The sequence below is a fragment of the Streptomyces sp. LaBMicrA B280 genome (assembly GCF_049222185.1).
Lineage (GTDB): Bacteria > Actinomycetota > Actinomycetes > Streptomycetales > Streptomycetaceae > Streptomyces > Streptomyces murinus.
Genome location: NZ_JBMJCT010000032.1, coordinates 1 through 16633, shown reverse-complemented (window position 1 = coordinate 16633; position 16633 = coordinate 1). Strand labels below are relative to the sequence as shown.

Here is a 16633-nt window from a genome sequence, read left to right as displayed (position 1 = left end):
CGACAAGTGTGGCCGTACTCGGCCCCTCGCCGGGCGTTTCCCTGACCGTCCGGGGTCGGGGCGGCTTTGTGCGGGGCCGGGGAGCTGGGTTAACCTGCGGCGTATTTTCCCCTCGTGTAAATCCGTGAACTGGGGAAATGCACACGTGAACCGCCGGGTCAGGCCGCGTGCCCGGCGATGGTTCCGAGCCCTCCCCTACCAGAGGGCTCCTTGGGGTGCGGAATGAGGCGCGCATGGCCGGCAAGGCTTCCGGGACGACCGATGCGGTACCGGGCGACGAAGAACTGAGGAGACTGCTCGCGGGGCTGACCGCGGTCCGTGACGGGGACTTCGGCACCCGGCTGCCGGACGACTCCCCGGGGCTCATGGGCGATATCGCCACCGTCTTCAACGGCATGGTCGACCAGCTGTCCGTGTTCACTTCCGAAGTCACCCGCGTCTCCCGCGAGGTGGGCACCGAGGGCACCCTCGGCGGCCAGGCGCAGGTGCCGGGGGTCTCGGGCACCTGGGCCGACCTGACCGACTCGGTCAACGCGATGGCGGGCAACCTCACCACCCAGGTCCGCGACATCGCCCAGGTGGCCACCGCGGTCGCCAAGGGTGACCTGTCGCAGAAGATCGACGTCCCGGCGCGCGGCGAGATCCTTCAGCTGAAGGAGACCGTCAACACGATGGTCGACCAGCTCTCCGCCTTCGCCGACGAGGTGACGCGCGTCGCCCGCGAGGTCGGCACCGAGGGCAGGCTCGGCGGTCAGGCCCAGGTCCCGGGGGTCGCCGGTGTCTGGCGCGACCTCACGGATTCGGTCAATTTCATGGCCGGAAACCTCACCGCCCAGGTGCGTAACGTCGCCCAGGTGACGACGGCCGTCGCACAGGGTGATCTGTCGCAGAAGATCACGGTGGACGCCCGGGGCGAGATCCTGGAGCTGAAGAGCACCATCAACACGATGGTGGACCAGCTGTCCGCGTTCGCCGACGAGGTGACGCGCGTCGCCCGCGAGGTGGGCACCGAGGGCCGCCTCGGCGGCCAGGCGGACGTCAAGGGAGTGAAGGGAACCTGGCGCGACCTCACGGACTCGGTCAACTTCATGGCCGGAAACCTGACCAATCAGGTGCGCAACGTCGCCCAGGTGGCCACCGCGGTGGCGCAGGGTGATCTGTCGCAGAAGATCACGGTGGACGCCCGGGGCGAGATCCTGGAGCTGAAGAGCACCATCAACACGATGGTGGACCAGCTGTCCGCGTTCGCGGACGAGGTGACGCGCGTCGCCCGTGAGGTCGGCACCGAGGGCCGCCTCGGCGGTCAGGCGCAGGTGCGAGGAGTCGCCGGCACCTGGAAGGACCTCACGGACAACGTCAATGTGATGGCCTCCAACCTCACCGGCCAGGTCCGCTCCATCAGTCAGGTCGCCACGGCCGTCGCCAAGGGCGACCTCTCGCAGAAGATCATGGTGGAGGCCAAGGGCGAGGTCGCCGCCCTCGCCGACGTCATCAACACCATGGTCGACACCCTCTCGGCGTTCGCGGACGAGGTGACCCGCGTCGCCCGCGAGGTCGGCACCGAGGGCCGCCTCGGCGGCCAGGCCCATGTGCCCAACGTGGCCGGCACCTGGAAGGACCTCACCGACAACGTCAACTCCATGGCCAACAACCTCACCGGCCAGGTGCGCAACATCGCGCTGGTGACCACCGCCGTGGCCAAGGGCGACCTGTCGAAGAAGATCGACGTCGACGCGCGCGGCGAGATCCTCGAACTGAAGACGACCATCAACACGATGGTGGACCAGCTGTCCGCGTTCGCCGACGAGGTCACCCGCGTCGCCCGCGAGGTCGGCACCGAGGGCCGGCTCGGCGGCCAGGCCGAGGTCGAGGGCGTCTCCGGCACCTGGAAGCGGCTCACCGAGAACGTCAACGAACTCGCCGGGAACCTCACCCGGCAGGTCCGCGCCATCGCCGACGTCGCCAGCGCCGTCGCCGAGGGCGACCTCACCCGCTCCATCACCGTCGACGCCTCCGGCGAGGTCGCCGACCTCAAGGACAACATCAACTCCATGGTGGAGTCGCTGCGCGAGACCACCCGGGCCAACCAGGAACAGGACTGGCTCAAGACCAACCTCGCCCGGCTCTCCGGCCTCATGCAGGGCCACCGCGACCTGCGCGTCGTGGCCGAGCTGATCATGGACGAGCTGGTGCCCCAGGTGTCCGCCCAGTACGGCGCCTTCTACCTCGCCGAGGACGCCGCCGCCGGCCCCGAGCTGCGGCTCGTCGGCGACTACGGCCGCCCCGACGACGACGAGCGCCCCGAGCGGATCTCCTTCGGCCGCTCGCTGGTCGGCCAGGCCGCGCGCAGCCGCCGTACGATCGCGGTGGACGAGCTGCCGCCCCGGTACGTCACCATCTCCTCCGGCCTCGGACAGATCGAGCCCACCGCCCTGTTGCTGCTGCCCATCCTCTTCGAGGAGCAGGTGCTCGGCGTCATCGAACTCGCCTCCGTCACCCGGTTCACCACCGTGCAGCGGGACTTCCTCCAGCAGCTCGTGGACACCATCGGCGTCAATGTCAACACGATCGTCGCCAACGCCCGCACCGACGAACTGCTCGAGGAGTCCCAGCGCCTGACCAGCGAACTCCAGGCCCGCTCCGCCGAGTTGCAGGCCCAGCAGGAGGAACTCCAGCGCTCCAACGCCGAACTGGAGGAGAAGGCCTCGCTGCTCGCCGACCAGAACCGCGACATCGAGGGCAAGAACCTCCAGATCGAGCAGGCCCGGCAGGAACTGGAGGCCCGCGCCCAGCAGTTGTCGCTGGCCTCCAAGTACAAGTCCGAGTTCCTCGCCAACATGAGCCATGAGCTGCGCACCCCGCTCAACAGCCTGCTCATCCTCGCCCAGTTGCTCGCCCAGAACCCCTCCCGCAACCTCACCCCGAAGCAGGTCGAGTACGCGGGCATCATCCACTCGGCGGGCTCCGACCTGCTCCAGCTGATCAACGACATCCTCGACCTGTCCAAGGTCGAGGCCGGCAAGATGGACGTCACCCCGGAGCGGGTCCCGCTGCGCCAGCTCATCGAGTACGTCGAAGCCACCTTCCGGCCGATGACCTCGCAGAAGAGCCTCGGGTTCACCGTCACCACGTCGGCCGGAGCACCCGCCGACCTGCTCACCGACGACTCCCGGCTCCGCCAGATCCTGCGCAACCTGCTGTCCAACGCGGTGAAGTTCACCGAACAGGGCGGCGTCGAACTGCGCGTCGAACCCGCCGTCGACACCGAGGTGCCGCGCGCCGTGGTCCGCGGCGGCGCGGTGGTCGCCTTCCGGGTGAAGGACACCGGCATCGGCATCCCGGAGCAGCAACTGGAGAGCATCTTCGGCGCGTTCCAGCAGGCGGACGGCACCACCAGCCGCAAGTACGGCGGCACCGGGCTCGGCCTGTCCATCACCCGGGAGATCGCCCATCTGCTCGGCGGCGCCGTCACCGTCGACAGCACACCGGGCAAGGGCAGCACCTTCACCCTCTTCCTGCCCGTGGCCCGGCCCGACTTCGACGAACACCTGCGCGGCATCCGCGGCACCACCGAACCGGACGAACCGGAGCACCCGGACGCGGCGGCCCCGCGCGAGCTCAAGGCGGCGCCGCCCCTCGTCTCCGCCAAGCGGCAGCGTGCCCGCCGACTGCTCGTCGTGGAGGAGCGTCCGCGCGGCCTGCTCACCCTGGTCGCCGAGAGCGTCGTCGGCGATCTCGACCACGGCCGCGCCGACGCCATCCCCGTCGACATCATCACCGCGGTCGGCGCCCAGGAGGCGGCCGGCGCCCTCGCCGCCGAGCCCTGCCACTGCGTCGTGGTCGAACTGGGCGCCCCCGACGGGGAGTCGGTCCGGTTCCTCCAGGCGCTGCACGGCGACTCCGCCCTCGCCGGGGTCCCCGTCCTGGTGCACAACGGCTCCCACCGCGCCGAGCACCCGGAGGCGGAGCCGGGCGGCTCGCTGGAATACCTCTCCAGCCTGGACGAGCTGCGCGAGCGGATCGCCCTTCACCTGTCCGCCGAGGAACCCGGCGAGGTGCTCACCTTCGTCCGCGGCGAGGAACTCCAGCACACCCCGGACCTGGTCGACGAGCACACCCGCGGCCGTACCGTCCTCGTCGTCGACGACGACGCGCGCAACCTCTTCGCGCTCAGCGGCATCCTCGAACTGCACGGCTTCCGCGTCCTGCACGCCGAGAACGGCCGCAAGGGCATCGAGACGCTGCTGAACAACCCGGACATCGAACTGGTCCTGATGGACGTGATGATGCCCGAGATGGACGGTTACGCCGCCACCGCCGAGATCCGCAGCATGCCGCGGTACGCGGAGCTGCCGGTGATCGCCGTCACCGCGAAGGCGATGCAGGGCGACCGGGAGAAGAGCCTCGCCTCCGGCGCCAGCGACTACGTCACCAAACCGGTGGACACCCGCGACCTCATCGCCTGCGTCCGGCGCTGGCTGCCCGCATGAAGCCGGACAACGACACCGCGCAACCGCCCTTCAGCAGGCCGAGGAGTACCCGTCCGGTGAACATCCAGCCGCCCGCCGACCCCGATACCGCGCTCGATGCGTCGAACGGGGTACCGGGCCAGCCCGCGCCGCTGCCGCCGGTGGACGTGGCGGCGGTGGCCGACGCGCCCGCGAACTCCCCGGTGGGCAGGCTCGCCGCCACCGTGGAGCGGTTGCGCCGCGAGGTGCGGACCGCGCAGGCGGAGGCCGAGGGCCGGGCGCTGATCGAACTGGCCAAGGGCATCCTGGTCGAACGCCTCGGCTGCGGTCCCGCCCAGGCCGCCCGGCAGCTCGCCGAGCTGACCGAACAGGCGCAGGTGACCCCGCTGGAACTCGCGGTGGACGTCATCAACCAGGCGGCCAGGGACCGGGTCGCCGAGGTGACCGAGGCGTTCCTGTCCACGACCGCCGACCCCGGCGGCCCGGACGAGGACTCCGCCGCCGTACGGCTGCGCGCCGCCGAGAGCGGGGTGCTGGCCGCCCACGACACCGAGGCGATGGCCGCCTCCCTGCTCGAACACGCGCTGCGTCCGCTCGGCGCCGTCGCCGTCGCCATCTGGGCGGCCGGCTCGGACGGTTCGCTGACCCTGGCCGGCAGCGCGGGCTTCGCCCCGGCCGAGGCGGCCCGCTGGTGCTATGTCCCGCCGGACGTGGCCACGGTGGCCCGCCGGGGCCTGACCGAGCCCGACGGACAGTGGCTGCCCTCGCTCGCCGAGTCCGGGCTGCCCACCATCGGGCGGCGCGAGTACGCCGACGGCGCCCGGATCGCCGTACCCGCCGGTGCGGGCGGTCGCATCCACGGCGTCCTGGAGATCGCCTGGCCCAAGCCCGAGGAGCCGCTGCCGCGCCCGGTGCTGCGTCAGGTGGAGACCCTCGCCGAACTGTGCGCGCACACCCTGGACGACTTCGTGCCCTCCGCCGTGCCCCGCCCGGAGTCCCGGGTGATGCCGGACGTGGCGGAGCTGATGGACCTCGCGGACGGACTGCACGATCCGGCCCTGGTGCTGGTGCCGCACCTCGACGACGCGGGCCTGCTCGTCGACTTCCGCATCCAGCACGTCAACAGCCGCTTCCTCGACCCGGCGGGCCGCCCCCGGGCCGTCATCGGCGGCGCCCTGCTGCTGGAGGCCTACCCGATGTCGGCCGGCACCAGCGAGCTGTTCCAGCGCGTGGAGCGGGTCTACGCCACCGGCGAGCCGTTCCGCGCCCAGCGGGTACGGCTCACCGCGCTGGTCGACCAGGTCCCGCTCTCCGCGGTCGCCGACATCAGCATCAGCCGCCACGGCTCCAGTCTGCTGCTCATCTGGCGCATCGAGGACGAGACCGCGCGCCTGGCCAGCCTGCTCCAGCACGCCCAGCGGCTCGGCCGGATCGGCGGCTTTGAGGAGAACCTGCTGACCGGCGAGATCACCTGGAACGGCCAGCTGTTCAGCCTCTACGGCCGCCCGGCCACCAGCTCCCCGGTCGCCCTGGAGGAGCTGCCCGCCTACTCCCACCCGGACGACGCCGTCCAGATCGGGCGGTTCCTGCGCACTCTGCTGCACCACCGCAGGCCGGCCTCGGCGGCGTTCCGGCTGCAGCGGCCGGACGGAGTGTCCCGGCACATGCGCCTGGTCGCCGAACCGGTCCTCGACACCGACGGCCAGCTGTTCGGTGTGCGCGGCGCCTACCAGGACATCTCCGCCCAGCACTGGACCGAGGTCGCCCTCGCCGCGACCCGCGACCAACTCGCCCACACCGAGCAGCAGGCCGCCGAGCGCAACCGGCTCGCCCTCCAGCTCCAGCACGCGATCATGCCCCCGGCCCAGGCGCCGCTGCGCGTGCCCAGCCTCCAGGTGGCGGTGCGCTACCGGCCGGCCGAGACCGAGCACCTGGTCGGCGGCGACTGGTACGACGCCGTGGTGCTGCCCTCGGGACTCATCCTGCTGTGCGTCGGCGACGTCGCCGGACACGGCATCGAGGCGGCCACCAGCATGGTCGTCCTGCGCAACGCGCTGCGCGGCCTCGCCGTCACCGGAGCGGGCCCGGCACAGCTGCTGTCCTGGCTGAACATCGTCGCCCACCATCTGACGGGCGCCGTCACCGCGACCGCCGTCTGCGGCCTGTACGACGGCGAGAGCCGCACCCTGCGCTGGGCGCGAGCCGGTCATCTGCCCCCCGTCCTGGTCCGCGGGCAGGAGGCCACCCCGCTGCCCACCCTGAGCGGCCTCCTGCTGGGCGCGCTCCCGGAGGCGGTCTACGAGGAGACCGAACTGAGCCTGGCCGCCGGTGACACCCTCCTCATGTACACCGACGGCCTGATCGAACGCCGCGACCGCTCGGTCGAGGAATCCCTCACCCACCTCCTGCACACCGCCCGCTCGGGCCCCCGCACCCTGGACCAGCAACTGGACAGACTGCTCACGTACAGCAGGTCGGACACCGACGACGACACGTGCATCGTGGGGATCAGGGTGGACTGAGGACCGCGCCGCGCCGCCACACCGTGAATCCGTGACGCCGAACCCATGGACGCCTCCGCTCCCCGGCGAGAGGATCGCCCATGACCTCGGACCACGACCTGGTGTGGCGTCGGTGTGCGTACCTGGCGAGCGTCCTGCTGCCGTTGGTGGACCAGGAGCCGTGGCGCCGGTCCCGCGATACGGTCCCCCACCTGCGGTGACGTCCTGCACCGGGCGGCCGAGGCCGGCCTGCCCCGGTGATCGCGGGCGGCGCCACGCGGGCGTACCGAGGCCATCCCCCACGTACCCTCTTCCTGTGTCCGCCCCCCGCCTGTATCGCGTCGCCGTCCTCGTCCTCGAAGGGGCGAAGCCACTCGACGTCGGGATTCCCGCGCAGGTGTTCACGACCCGCGCGAGCATGCCGTACGAGGTGCGGGTGTGCGGGGCGGCGCCCGGACTGGTGGCCGGGGGCGACGGGCTGGCGTACAACGTCGCCCATGGCCTGGACGCGCTCGCGTGGGCCGACATCGTGTTCGTGCCCGGGTACCGGTTCCCGGACCGCGAGGACCCGCCGCGAGCCGTGGTCGACGCGCTGATCGCCGCGCACGAGCGGGGCGCGCGGCTCGCCGCCATCTCGACGGGTGCCTTCGCGCTCGCCGCCACCGGCCTGCTCGACGGCAGGCGCGCCACGACGCACTGGCACTACACACAGGCACTCGCGGCCCGGCATCCGCTCGTCCGGGTCGACGAGAACGTGCTGTTCGTGGACGAGGGCAGCGTCCTCACCTCGGCCGGCGCCGCCTCCGGCATCGACCTGTGCCTGCACATCCTGCGCGGCGACGTCGGAGTGGCCGCCTCCAACCACGCGGCCCGGCGCCTGGTCGCCGCCCCCTACCGCAGCGGCGGCCAGGCCCAGTACGTGCCGCGCAGCGTCCCCGAGCCGCACGGCGAACGCTTCGGCGCCACCCGGGAGTGGGCGCTGCGCCGCCTCGGCGAGCCCCTCACCCTCGACACCCTGGCGCGGCGGGCGGGGGTCTCGCCGCGCACGTTCTCCCGGCGTTTCGTCGAGGAGACCGGCTACACGCCGATGCAGTGGGTGATGCGCGCCCGTATCGACCTGGCCCGCGAACTACTCGAACGCTCCCAGCGCGGTGTCGAACAGATCGCCGCCGACGTCGGCCTCGGCACCGGCGCGAACCTGCGCCTGCACTTCCAGCGCATCCTCGGCACCACGCCGAGCGAGTACCGGCGCACCTTCACCCGGGGCGAGTGACCCGCCCGGCGGCACCAAGGCGGGATCTTGGCGGGATCCTTTTGAACCATGGCGATCGCGCCACTGTCAGCGGCGCGCGCCGCGAGCGAGCCTGGTGGGGAACGGAAGGGACACCCCACATGACTCGCATCGCCATCAACGGGTTCGGCCGCATCGGACGCAATGTGCTGCGCGCCCTGCTCGAACGGGACAGCGCTCTGGAGGTCGTCGCCGTCAACGACCTGACGGAGCCCGCCACCCTCGCCCGGCTGCTCGCCTACGACAGCACGGCCGGCCGGCTCGGGCGCCCGGTGACCGTCGACGGCGACACCCTCGTGGTCGACGGCCGTCGGATCAAGGTGCTGGCCGAGCGCGAGCCGGCGCAGCTGCCGTGGGCCGAACTCGGCGTCGACATCGTCCTGGAGGCCACCGGCCGTTTCACCTCGGCGAAGGCCGCCCGCGCCCATCTCGACGCGGGCGCGCGGAAGGTGCTCGTCAGCGCGCCGTCCGACGGCGCCGACGTCACCCTCGCGTTCGGTGTCAACACCGACGCCTACGACCCGGCCGTGCACACGATCGTCTCCAACGCCTCCTGCACCACCAACGCGTTGGCGCCGCTGGCCGCCGTCCTCGATGAACTCGCCGGTATCGAGCACGGGTTCATGACCACGGTGCACGCCTACACCCAGGAGCAGAACCTCCAGGACGGTCCGCACCGCGACGCCCGGCGCGCCCGCGCCGCCGGTGTCAACATCGTGCCGACCACGACCGGCGCCGCCAAGGCGATCGGCCTGGTCCTGCCGAACTTCGAAGGCAAGCTGTCGGGCGACTCGATCCGCGTCCCGGTACCGGTGGGCTCGATCGTCGAGCTCAACACCACCGTCGGCCGCGACGTGACCCGGGACGAGGTGCTGGCGGCCTACCGTGCCGCGGCAGACGGCCCCCTCGCCGGTGTCCTCGAATACTCCGACGACCCGCTGGTCTCCTCCGACATCACCGGCAACCCGGCCTCCTCGATCTTCGACTCGGCCCTCACCCGCGTCGACGGCCGCCACATCAAGGTCGTCGCGTGGTACGACAACGAGTGGGGCTTCTCGAACCGGGTGATCGACACCCTCGCCCTCCTCGCCACCAGCTGACCCCGCGCGGGGCGATGAGGCGAACAGGCACCGGCAGCCGTCCGCGGAGCGCGTCGAAAGCCGGCGCGCTCGTGGAGCGCTCGGCGCAGGAGTGCCATGTTCGGGGCGGTCGCCCGCCACGCGGTGGTACGCGCGGGCGCTCTCGTAGCCTCGTACCCGTACCTGTCGCGTCCTCTTGCCCCTGGAGTCACAGATGAGCGTTCGCCGTGTCATGCCCGTCATCCATTCCGCGGCGGCGGAGGAGAGCCGTGACTTCTACGGCCTGCTGGGCTTCGAGGAGGTCATGAACCTCGGCTGGGTGATGACGCTCGCCTCGCCGTCGACCCCGGCGGCACAGATCAGCGTCGTGTCCACCGACCGAACCGCCCCGGTCACCCCGGACATGAGCATCGAGGTGGACGACGTGGAGGCGGCCTACGCGGCGATGCGGGCGAGCGGCGCGGAGATCGTCCACCCCCTGCGGGACGAGGAGTGGGGGGTGCGGCGCTTCTTCGTCCGCGACCCCAGCGGCCGCGTGATCAACGTCCTGAGCCACCGCCGTGCTTGAAGCGCTCTTGACGTGACCGCGGGAGTGGAGGGCGCGCGTACGGCAACGCGCAAGTGATGACACGCATCGTCACCGTCACCCTGATCCTCGCCGCGGGCGTGCTCGCGTCCCTGGCGACCGCCTGGCTCTCCCCCTGGTGGCTGTTCGCCGCCGCCCCGCTGACCCTGCTGGGCCTGCTGGGCGTGGCGGACCTGGCGCAGCGCCGGCATTCGGTGCTGCGCAACTACCCCGTCCTCGGCCACGCCCGCTTCCTGCTGGAGCGCCTACGCCCGGAGCTCCAGCAGTACTTCATCGAGCGGAACTTCGACGGCCGCCCCTTCGACCGGGACGTGCGCAGCATCGTCTACGAGCGCGCCAAGGGCACGGACGCGGAGGAGCCGTACGGCACCGAACGCGACGTGTACCGGCCGGGTCACGAGTTCCTGGTGCCGTCGATGGCGCCGTGCCCGGTGCCGAGGAGCGCGCCGCGGGTACGGATCGGCGGCCCCGACTGCGAGCGGCCGTACGACATGGCCCTGCTGAACGTGTCGGCGATGAGCTTCGGCTCGCTGTCGGCCAACGCGGTCCTGGCGCTGGGCGGCGGGGCCGCGGCCGGGAATTTCGCCCAGGACACCGGCGAGGGCGGGCTGTCGGAGTACCACCTGCGGCCAGGGGGCGACCTGGTGTGGGAGATCGGCACCGGGTACTTCGGCTGCCGCACCCGGGACGGGGACTTCGACGCGGCGCGGTTCGCCGACAAGGCGGCGCACGACCACGTCAAGTGCGTGTCCCTGAAGCTGTCCCAGGGCGCGAAGCCCGGCATCGGCGGTGTGCTGCCGGGGGCCAAGGTGAACGCCGAGATCGCCCGGGTCCGGGGCGTGCCCGAGGGGCGTACGGTCGTCTCCCCGCCGTACCACCGGGTGTTCTCCACCCCGCGGGAACTCGTGCGCTTCATCGCCCGCATGCGTGAGCTGTCGGGTGGCAAGCCGACCGGTTTCAAGCTGTGCGTGGGCTCCCGGCGGCAGTTCCTGGCCGTATGCAAGGCCATGCTGGAGGAGGGCACGGCGCCCGACTTCATCGTGGTGGACGGCGCGGAGGGCGGGACCGGCGCGGCACCACTGGAGTTCGCCGACCACATGGGCACCCCGCTCACCGAGGGCCTGCTCACGGTGCACAACGCCCTGGTGGGGGCGGGCCTGCGCGACCAGGTCAGGATCGGCGCGAGCGGCAAGATCGCCACCGGCGCCGATCTCGTCAAACGCCTGGTCCAGGGCGCCGACTACGCCAACGCCGCTCGGGCGATGATGTTCGCCGTCGGCTGCATCCAGGCACAGCGGTGCCACACCAACACCTGCCCCACCGGCGTCACCACCCAGGACCCCCACCGCGCCCGCGCCCTGGACGTCCGGGACAAGGCCCCGCGTGTCCGGCGCTTCCAGGAGGCGACCGTGGCCGGCGCCCTCCAGATCATGGCCTCCATGGGCGTCACCGACCCCGCCCAGCTGCGCCCCCACATGCTCCACCGCCGCATCGACCCGCTCACCGAACGCTCCTACGACGAGCTGTACGAGTGGCTGGCGCCGGGCCAGCTGCTCGACGAGCCGCCGGAGTCCTGGGCGACGGACTGGGAATGCGCCGACCCCGACCGGTTCACCGTGTGACCTGGAGGGCTGGCGCGCGGTATTCGGCCAGGTCCGATGGCTTTGTGCCATTCACGGGCAACCCGCCTGCGACATCACCGAAGCGCCGCTAGACAAGGAGGCCGGGGTGGGCGTCCTGCTATGCCCATGCGGTGGCCGGTCGGTGGGGGAGGTCTGGACAGGTGCTGACCATGAACGTGGCGGTGCTGCGGGAGGTCGTCGTCCGGCGGCCGCGGAGGCGTACGGAGGCAGGCCGATGAGCCCCCGTACGCGCGGGAGCCGGTCGAGCGGCAGGCGCCCTCCGGTGCGGCGCCGCCCGCGCGGACCGGGCAGGCGACGGCGGCGCGTGGAGGACCGGCTGATCGGGCTCCTGATCGCCGCGGCCCTGGGCGTGGGCCTGGTGGTGGTCGTCGTCAACTGGCTGCTGGCGCACTGGTGGATCCTGGCCGCCGCCGCGGTGCTCGCGGTGCTGGTCGGCGGTGGCCTGCTCCACCGGAAGCGGCAGCGGGCGCGGTGGGACGCGGTCCGCGCGCAGGGTCTGCGCTACGGGCTGGCTCAGCTGGACGCCCTGCACCACACCCGATTCGAGGACGCGGTGCGGGACCTGATGCACCGTGACGGCTGCCGGGACGCGGTGCGCGTCGGCGGCGGTGGGGACCTGGGCGCCGATGTGAAGGCCACGGACCCCTATGGGCGGCGCTGGGTGATCCAGTGCAAACACCGGCGCGCCGGCCTCGCCGGATCCGCGGTGGGCACTCCGGACCTCCAGGTCCTCAACGGCACCGCCCGCCAGGTCCACGGGGCCGACGTCGCGGTCATCGTGACGAACGGCAGGGTCACCGCCCCGGCCGTGGCCTTCGCCGGGCAGCAGCGCCTCCATGTGGTCGACCGGCACACCCTCGGGGCGTGGGCATCCGGCTCGCGGCCGCTGTGGGAGCTGCTCCGCGCGGTCCCGCCGCCCCGTAAACCGTCGGCCCTGTCCTGAGCGGCGGAACGGCTCAGGCCGACGGCCGGGCCGGGGCGGCCCCCGGCATCGGCGCGTAGTCGTCCACCGTCACCGACTCATACAGACGTCCGCTCTTCGTCGTGAGGCGGAGCAGCGCGCGACTCGGCCCCGCAGGCAGCGCGGAGATGAGCCGGACGCCTTGGGCCAGACCCCGCACGCCGAGGCGGGACGTGGGGATCAGGGTCTTGGCCGCGCCCAGGGCGGCCGCGCGGCTGCCCCGTACCTGTTCCGCCATCGCGCGCTCATAGGCGGGGAAGGCCCGCTCGTGATCGCCGCCTGCCCGGGCCAGTTCGCCCGCGAGGACGTACGCGCCGAGGACGGCCAGGCTGGTGCTGCCGCCGACGGCCGGGCCGGGGCAGTAGCCCGCGTCGCCGACGAGCGTCACCCGTCCCCGCGACCAGGTGTCCATGCGGAGCTGGGTGATCGAGTCGAAGTAGAACGCCGGAGTGCGGTCCAACTCGTCCAGCCAGCCGTCCACTTCGGCGTGCATACCGGCGAACGCGCCGCGCAGCAGCTCCTTCTGCCGGGGCACGTCACGGTGGTGGCAGTCGAGTTCGCGCTCGCTGCGGAAGAGGAACAGCGCCCGCGCCTCGCCGAGATGTCGCGCGCCGTACATGCCGACGGTGCGGCCGACACCGACGTGCATGAGGAGCTCGCCGTCGAGGTCGGACACGTTCGGCAGGGTCAGCACGCCGAGGTAGGCGCCGATGAAGGTGCTGAAGCCGGACTCCGCCCCGAAGACGAGGCGGCGCACGTTGGAGTGCAGCCCGTCCGCGCCGACGACGAGGTCGAAGCGGCGCGGCGGGGCGTTCTCGAAGCGCACCTCACCGTCGGGCGAGATCGCGGTGATCGAGTCACCGAAGACGTACTCGACGTCGTCGCGTGTCGCCCCGTAGTAGATCTCGCTGAGCTCGTCGCGCATGATCTCGACGTGCCGCTCGGAGGCGGCGCCGAAGATCTTGGAGAGATCCGCCCGGACCGGACGCCGCGACCCCTCCTGATGGACCGTCAATCGACGTGTCCCGGTGGCCCGTTGCTCGATGTACGGCAGCACGCCCATCTTCTCCGAGATGTCCATCGCGGGCCGGAACAGGTCGACCGCGTGGCCGCCGGTCCTGCGCGGCGCCGGAGCGCGTTCGACGACGGTGACGGAGAAGCCGTACCGGGTGAGCCAGTGGGCCAGGACCGGACCGGCGACGCTGGCGCCGGAGACAAGAATCCGCATGGCATCGCTCCCTTTCCCTCAGCGCCCGCGTACGGCGCCCGGCGCGGTGAAGGCCAGCAGGGCAGCGGCGGTGCGCGGCGGATCCTCCAGCAGGGGCGAGTGCCCGAGACCGGGCAGCGACTCGACCCGCGCGCCCGGCACGACGCGGTAGTCGGCGGCGGACGAGGACCGCCATCTGCGGTCGTCCGCGCCGAAGACCACCAGAAGCGGCTTGCCCAGGACCGCCAGCCGCTCCGGCAGCGCCCGTCGCTCCAGGTAGGAGCGGGTGGCCATCATTGTCGTGGTGAACGTGTGGTACGTCATCTCGCGTACGTCGTCCAGGAGTTGCGCCGGGATCCGGTAGCCGGGTCGGCTGAACCCCGTGCTCGCGAACCGCCGGAGCTGTTCGTCCGTCGGCGGCCATCGCGAGGGGTCGACGGTGGGGGTCTCCGTCGGGACGAGGGCGTCCAGGCCGGGCCCGGTGTTGACGAGGGCGAGGGCCGTCACCAGGTCGGGGCGCTCCTCGGCGAGGGCGGTGGCGACCACGCCGCCGCTGGAATGACCGGCGACCACGGCATGCTCGACACCGAGCCGGTCCAGTGCCGCGCCGACCCGGCGCGCCTGCTCCGGGACCGAGTAGTCGCGGTCGGCGGGTTTGGCCGAACGGCCGTGTCCCAGAAGGTCGATCCGGATGACGCGATGGCATCCGGTCAGCAGCGGAACCATCGGGCCCCACGAGCGGCCCGAGGACGCGGTCCCGTGGAGGAGCAGCAGCGCGGGCGCGTCGCGCGGGCCGTCCTGGCACACATGGATGTCGCCGTCGGCCAGGGTCAGGTGTGAACTCTCGGTGGCCTCGGAGCCGCCGGGCACGTGCGGGTCGCCGTCAGAAACAGTCATGAGCCCACTGTCTCCGCCGTACGCACCGATGGATTGGACAAATGTTCCCGTCAGGCGGCCCGCATAGCATGGGAGGATGCGGACTTTCGCGCGCGGTGCGGCCACATGGGACGTCGAGTGCCCGCGGCGGCCTAGCCCGGTGGCCGGTGTCACCATGGCCGGATTCCGCGTCCGCGACCTGGAGGCGCTCCGGATCGTCCCCTTCCCGGCCGTGACGCTGCTCCTGGAGTTCGGCGCCGGTTCACCCGTCCTCGACGGTGCCGCGGGGCGGCGGCAGCCGGGGAGCTTCGTCGCCGGACCCGGGCTCGGAGCGGGCGGCGCGGTCCGGGCGCGGGGGCGGAACGTCGAGTGCGTACAGGTACGGCTGTCCCCGGTGGTCGCACGCGCGATCCTCGGCGCCCCGCCCGCCGAACTCGACGGCGCCGTCGTACCGTTGGACGACCTGTGGGGCCGGGAGGCGGCACGGATCCGCGAACGGCTCGGCGATGCCACGTCATGGCAGGACCGCTTCGCGTTGGCGGGCGCGCTGCTCGCCCGCCGGTACGAGGCGGGGCCGCCGGTGGACCCGGAGGTGGCCTGGGCCTGGCGCCGGATCGTCGTCAGCCATGGCCTGGCCAGGGTCGAGGGACTCGCGGAGGAGGTCGGCTGGAGCCGCAAACGGCTGTGGTCCCGCTTCGTCTCGCAGCTCGGGCTGCCGCCCAAGCGCGCCGAGAAGCTGGTGCGCTTCGACCACGCGGCGCACCGCCTGGTCGCGGGCGAAGGCGCGGCCCGGGTCGCGGCCGACACGGGCTACGCCGACCAGTCCCATCTGTGCCGGGACGTCATGGCGCTCACCGGGGCGACGCCCACGACCGTGGCCGACGAGCCGTTCCTCGCCGTCGACGACATGGCATGGCCCCTCACACGGTCCCGGGAAAAGAATTGGACGGGGCGGCGAGCGGGCTTGTAGCGTGCGGTCGACCGTGACACCGCCCGAGGAGGTGAGACCCATGAACGCAGTATCGACGTGGGTGCTCCCCCTTTTCCGTCACGGCCGGCGATCGACCTAGGTGTCGCCGGGAGCGCCTCCACACCCAGGCACTCCCGAAAGGCAACACCGATGCATTCTCTACACTTCACCGCCGAGTCGTCGTCGGACGGCATGGTCGAGCGCGACTTCACCGTGGGTGACATCCCCGGGGTTCTCTGGTCGCCGGCCTCCGGCGGCGAGCGCGCGCCCCTGGTCCTGATGGGCCACGGCGGCGGCAGGCACAAGAAGGAGCCGGCCATGACGGGCCGCGCCCGCCTCCTCGTGAACGGCTGCGGCTTCCATGCCGCCGTCATCGACGCGCCCGGTCACGGCGACCGGCCGCGCACCGCACACGACGAACGGGACATCGCCGCGCTGCGCGCGGCACAGGCGGCGGGCGAGCCGGAGGGCCCGGTCGTCGTCCCGTACAACGCCCGCCTGGCCGAACTCGCCGTGCCCGAGTGGCAGGCGGTCCTGGACGCCCTCCAGCGGCTTCCGGAGATCGGCGCCGACGGCCCCGTCGGCTACACCGGCCTCGGTCTGGGCACCGCGATCGGGGTGCCGCTGGTGGCGGCCGAGCCCAGGATCACCGCCGCGGTCTTCGGCATGCACTGGCCCGACGCCCTGGCCGAGACGGCGAAGCGGATCACCGTCCCGGTCGAGTTCGACATGCAGTGGGACAACGAGCGGATCCCGCGCGAGGCCAGCCTCGCGCTGTTCGACGCCTTCGCCTCGAAGGAGAAGACACTGCACGCCAACGCGGGCGGGCACTTCGACTGGCCCAGGTTCGAGGCCGACAGCGCGGTCCGGTTCCTCGCCCGGCACCTCGACCGGGCGGGGACCTCGGCGGCCTGACGGTGAGCGGTCGCGGGGGGGGGGGGGGGGGGGGGGGGGGGGGGGGGGGGGGGGGGGGGGGGGGGGGGGGGGGGGGGGGGGGGGGGGGGGGGGGGGGGGGGGGGGGGGGGGGGGGGGGGGGGGGGGGGGGGGGGG

General features: G+C 72.4%; 11 protein-coding genes. 9 read left to right on the top strand and 2 right to left on the bottom strand.

Annotated features, from left to right (window positions below):
* Positions 1–233 precede the first annotated feature (233 nt).
* The 7 genes from ACLF5H_RS24780 (at position 234) to ACLF5H_RS24750 (ending at position 12512) form a co-directional block, all read left to right on the top strand.
* Entirely contained in the window at positions 234–4490 is a 4257-nt protein-coding gene (locus tag ACLF5H_RS24780) for a HAMP domain-containing protein (RefSeq protein ID WP_421678234.1), read from the top strand.
* Positions 4487–6991 (top strand): SpoIIE family protein phosphatase, encoded by a 2505-nt coding sequence (locus ACLF5H_RS24775; protein ID WP_421678233.1) that lies wholly within the window; start codon positions 4487–4489, stop codon positions 6989–6991. The genes ACLF5H_RS24780 and ACLF5H_RS24775 overlap by 4 nt, the downstream gene beginning before the upstream one ends.
* A gap of 295 nt (positions 6992–7286) precedes the next feature.
* A complete protein-coding gene (locus ACLF5H_RS24770) occupies positions 7287–8243 on the top strand; it encodes a GlxA family transcriptional regulator (protein ID WP_421678232.1) in 957 nt (318 codons plus the stop codon).
* 119 nt (positions 8244–8362) lie between these two features.
* Positions 8363–9361: a type I glyceraldehyde-3-phosphate dehydrogenase gene (gene gap, locus ACLF5H_RS24765; protein ID WP_421678231.1), complete on the top strand. Its 999-nt coding sequence runs from the start codon at positions 8363–8365 to the stop codon at positions 9359–9361.
* Positions 9362–9554: 193 nt separating this feature from the next.
* Positions 9555–9908, top strand: a complete 354-nt coding sequence (locus ACLF5H_RS24760; protein WP_421678230.1) for a VOC family protein — start codon at positions 9555–9557, stop codon at positions 9906–9908.
* Between the two features lie 56 nt (positions 9909–9964).
* The gene (locus tag ACLF5H_RS24755) at positions 9965–11548 is read left to right on the top strand and encodes an FMN-binding glutamate synthase family protein (RefSeq protein ID WP_421678229.1); all 1584 of its coding nucleotides are present in this window, start codon (positions 9965–9967) and stop codon (positions 11546–11548) included.
* A gap of 235 nt (positions 11549–11783) precedes the next feature.
* A complete protein-coding gene (locus ACLF5H_RS24750) occupies positions 11784–12512 on the top strand; it encodes a restriction endonuclease (RefSeq protein ID WP_421678228.1) in 729 nt (242 codons plus the stop codon).
* A gap of 13 nt (positions 12513–12525) precedes the next feature.
* Here the strand turns inward: ACLF5H_RS24750 and ACLF5H_RS24745 are convergent, their stop codons facing one another.
* Both ACLF5H_RS24745 and ACLF5H_RS24740 read right to left on the bottom strand, forming a co-directional pair.
* Positions 12526–13758, bottom strand: a complete 1233-nt coding sequence (locus tag ACLF5H_RS24745) for an FAD-dependent monooxygenase (protein ID WP_421678227.1) — start codon at positions 13756–13758, stop codon at positions 12526–12528.
* A gap of 18 nt (positions 13759–13776) precedes the next feature.
* Positions 13777–14634, bottom strand: a complete 858-nt coding sequence (locus tag ACLF5H_RS24740) for an alpha/beta fold hydrolase (RefSeq protein ID WP_421678226.1) — start codon at positions 14632–14634, stop codon at positions 13777–13779.
* Positions 14635–14710: 76 nt separating this feature from the next.
* On the opposite strand from ACLF5H_RS24740, the gene ACLF5H_RS24735 reads away from it, so the two are divergent.
* Complete coding sequence (locus ACLF5H_RS24735; protein WP_421678225.1) at positions 14711–15583, top strand: helix-turn-helix domain-containing protein; 873 nt, start codon at positions 14711–14713, stop codon at positions 15581–15583.
* Positions 15584–15733: 150 nt separating this feature from the next.
* On the top strand, positions 15734–16498 hold the full coding sequence (locus ACLF5H_RS24730) for an alpha/beta hydrolase (protein WP_421678224.1): 765 nt from the start codon (positions 15734–15736) through the stop codon (positions 16496–16498).
* The last annotated feature ends 135 nt before the right edge of the window (positions 16499–16633 follow it).

Excerpts from the sequence above, each read along its gene's own strand:
- ACLF5H_RS24780 (WP_421678234.1), top strand. The coding sequence starts at position 234 with ATGGCCGGCAAGGCTTCCGGGACGACCGATGCGGTACCGGGCGACGAA.
- ACLF5H_RS24775 (WP_421678233.1), top strand. The coding sequence starts at position 4,487 with ATGAAGCCGGACAACGACACCGCGCAACCGCCCTTCAGCAGGCCGAGG.
- gap (WP_421678231.1), top strand. The coding sequence starts at position 8,363 with ATGACTCGCATCGCCATCAACGGGTTCGGCCGCATCGGACGCAATGTG.
- ACLF5H_RS24760 (WP_421678230.1), top strand. The coding sequence starts at position 9,555 with ATGAGCGTTCGCCGTGTCATGCCCGTCATCCATTCCGCGGCGGCGGAG.
- ACLF5H_RS24755 (WP_421678229.1), top strand. The coding sequence starts at position 9,965 with ATGACACGCATCGTCACCGTCACCCTGATCCTCGCCGCGGGCGTGCTC.
- ACLF5H_RS24750 (WP_421678228.1), top strand. The coding sequence starts at position 11,784 with ATGAGCCCCCGTACGCGCGGGAGCCGGTCGAGCGGCAGGCGCCCTCCG.
- ACLF5H_RS24745 (WP_421678227.1), bottom strand. The coding sequence starts at position 13,758 with ATGCGGATTCTTGTCTCCGGCGCCAGCGTCGCCGGTCCGGTCCTGGCC.
- ACLF5H_RS24740 (WP_421678226.1), bottom strand. The coding sequence starts at position 14,634 with ATGACTGTTTCTGACGGCGACCCGCACGTGCCCGGCGGCTCCGAGGCC.
- ACLF5H_RS24735 (WP_421678225.1), top strand. The coding sequence starts at position 14,711 with ATGCGGACTTTCGCGCGCGGTGCGGCCACATGGGACGTCGAGTGCCCG.
- ACLF5H_RS24730 (WP_421678224.1), top strand. The coding sequence starts at position 15,734 with ATGCATTCTCTACACTTCACCGCCGAGTCGTCGTCGGACGGCATGGTC.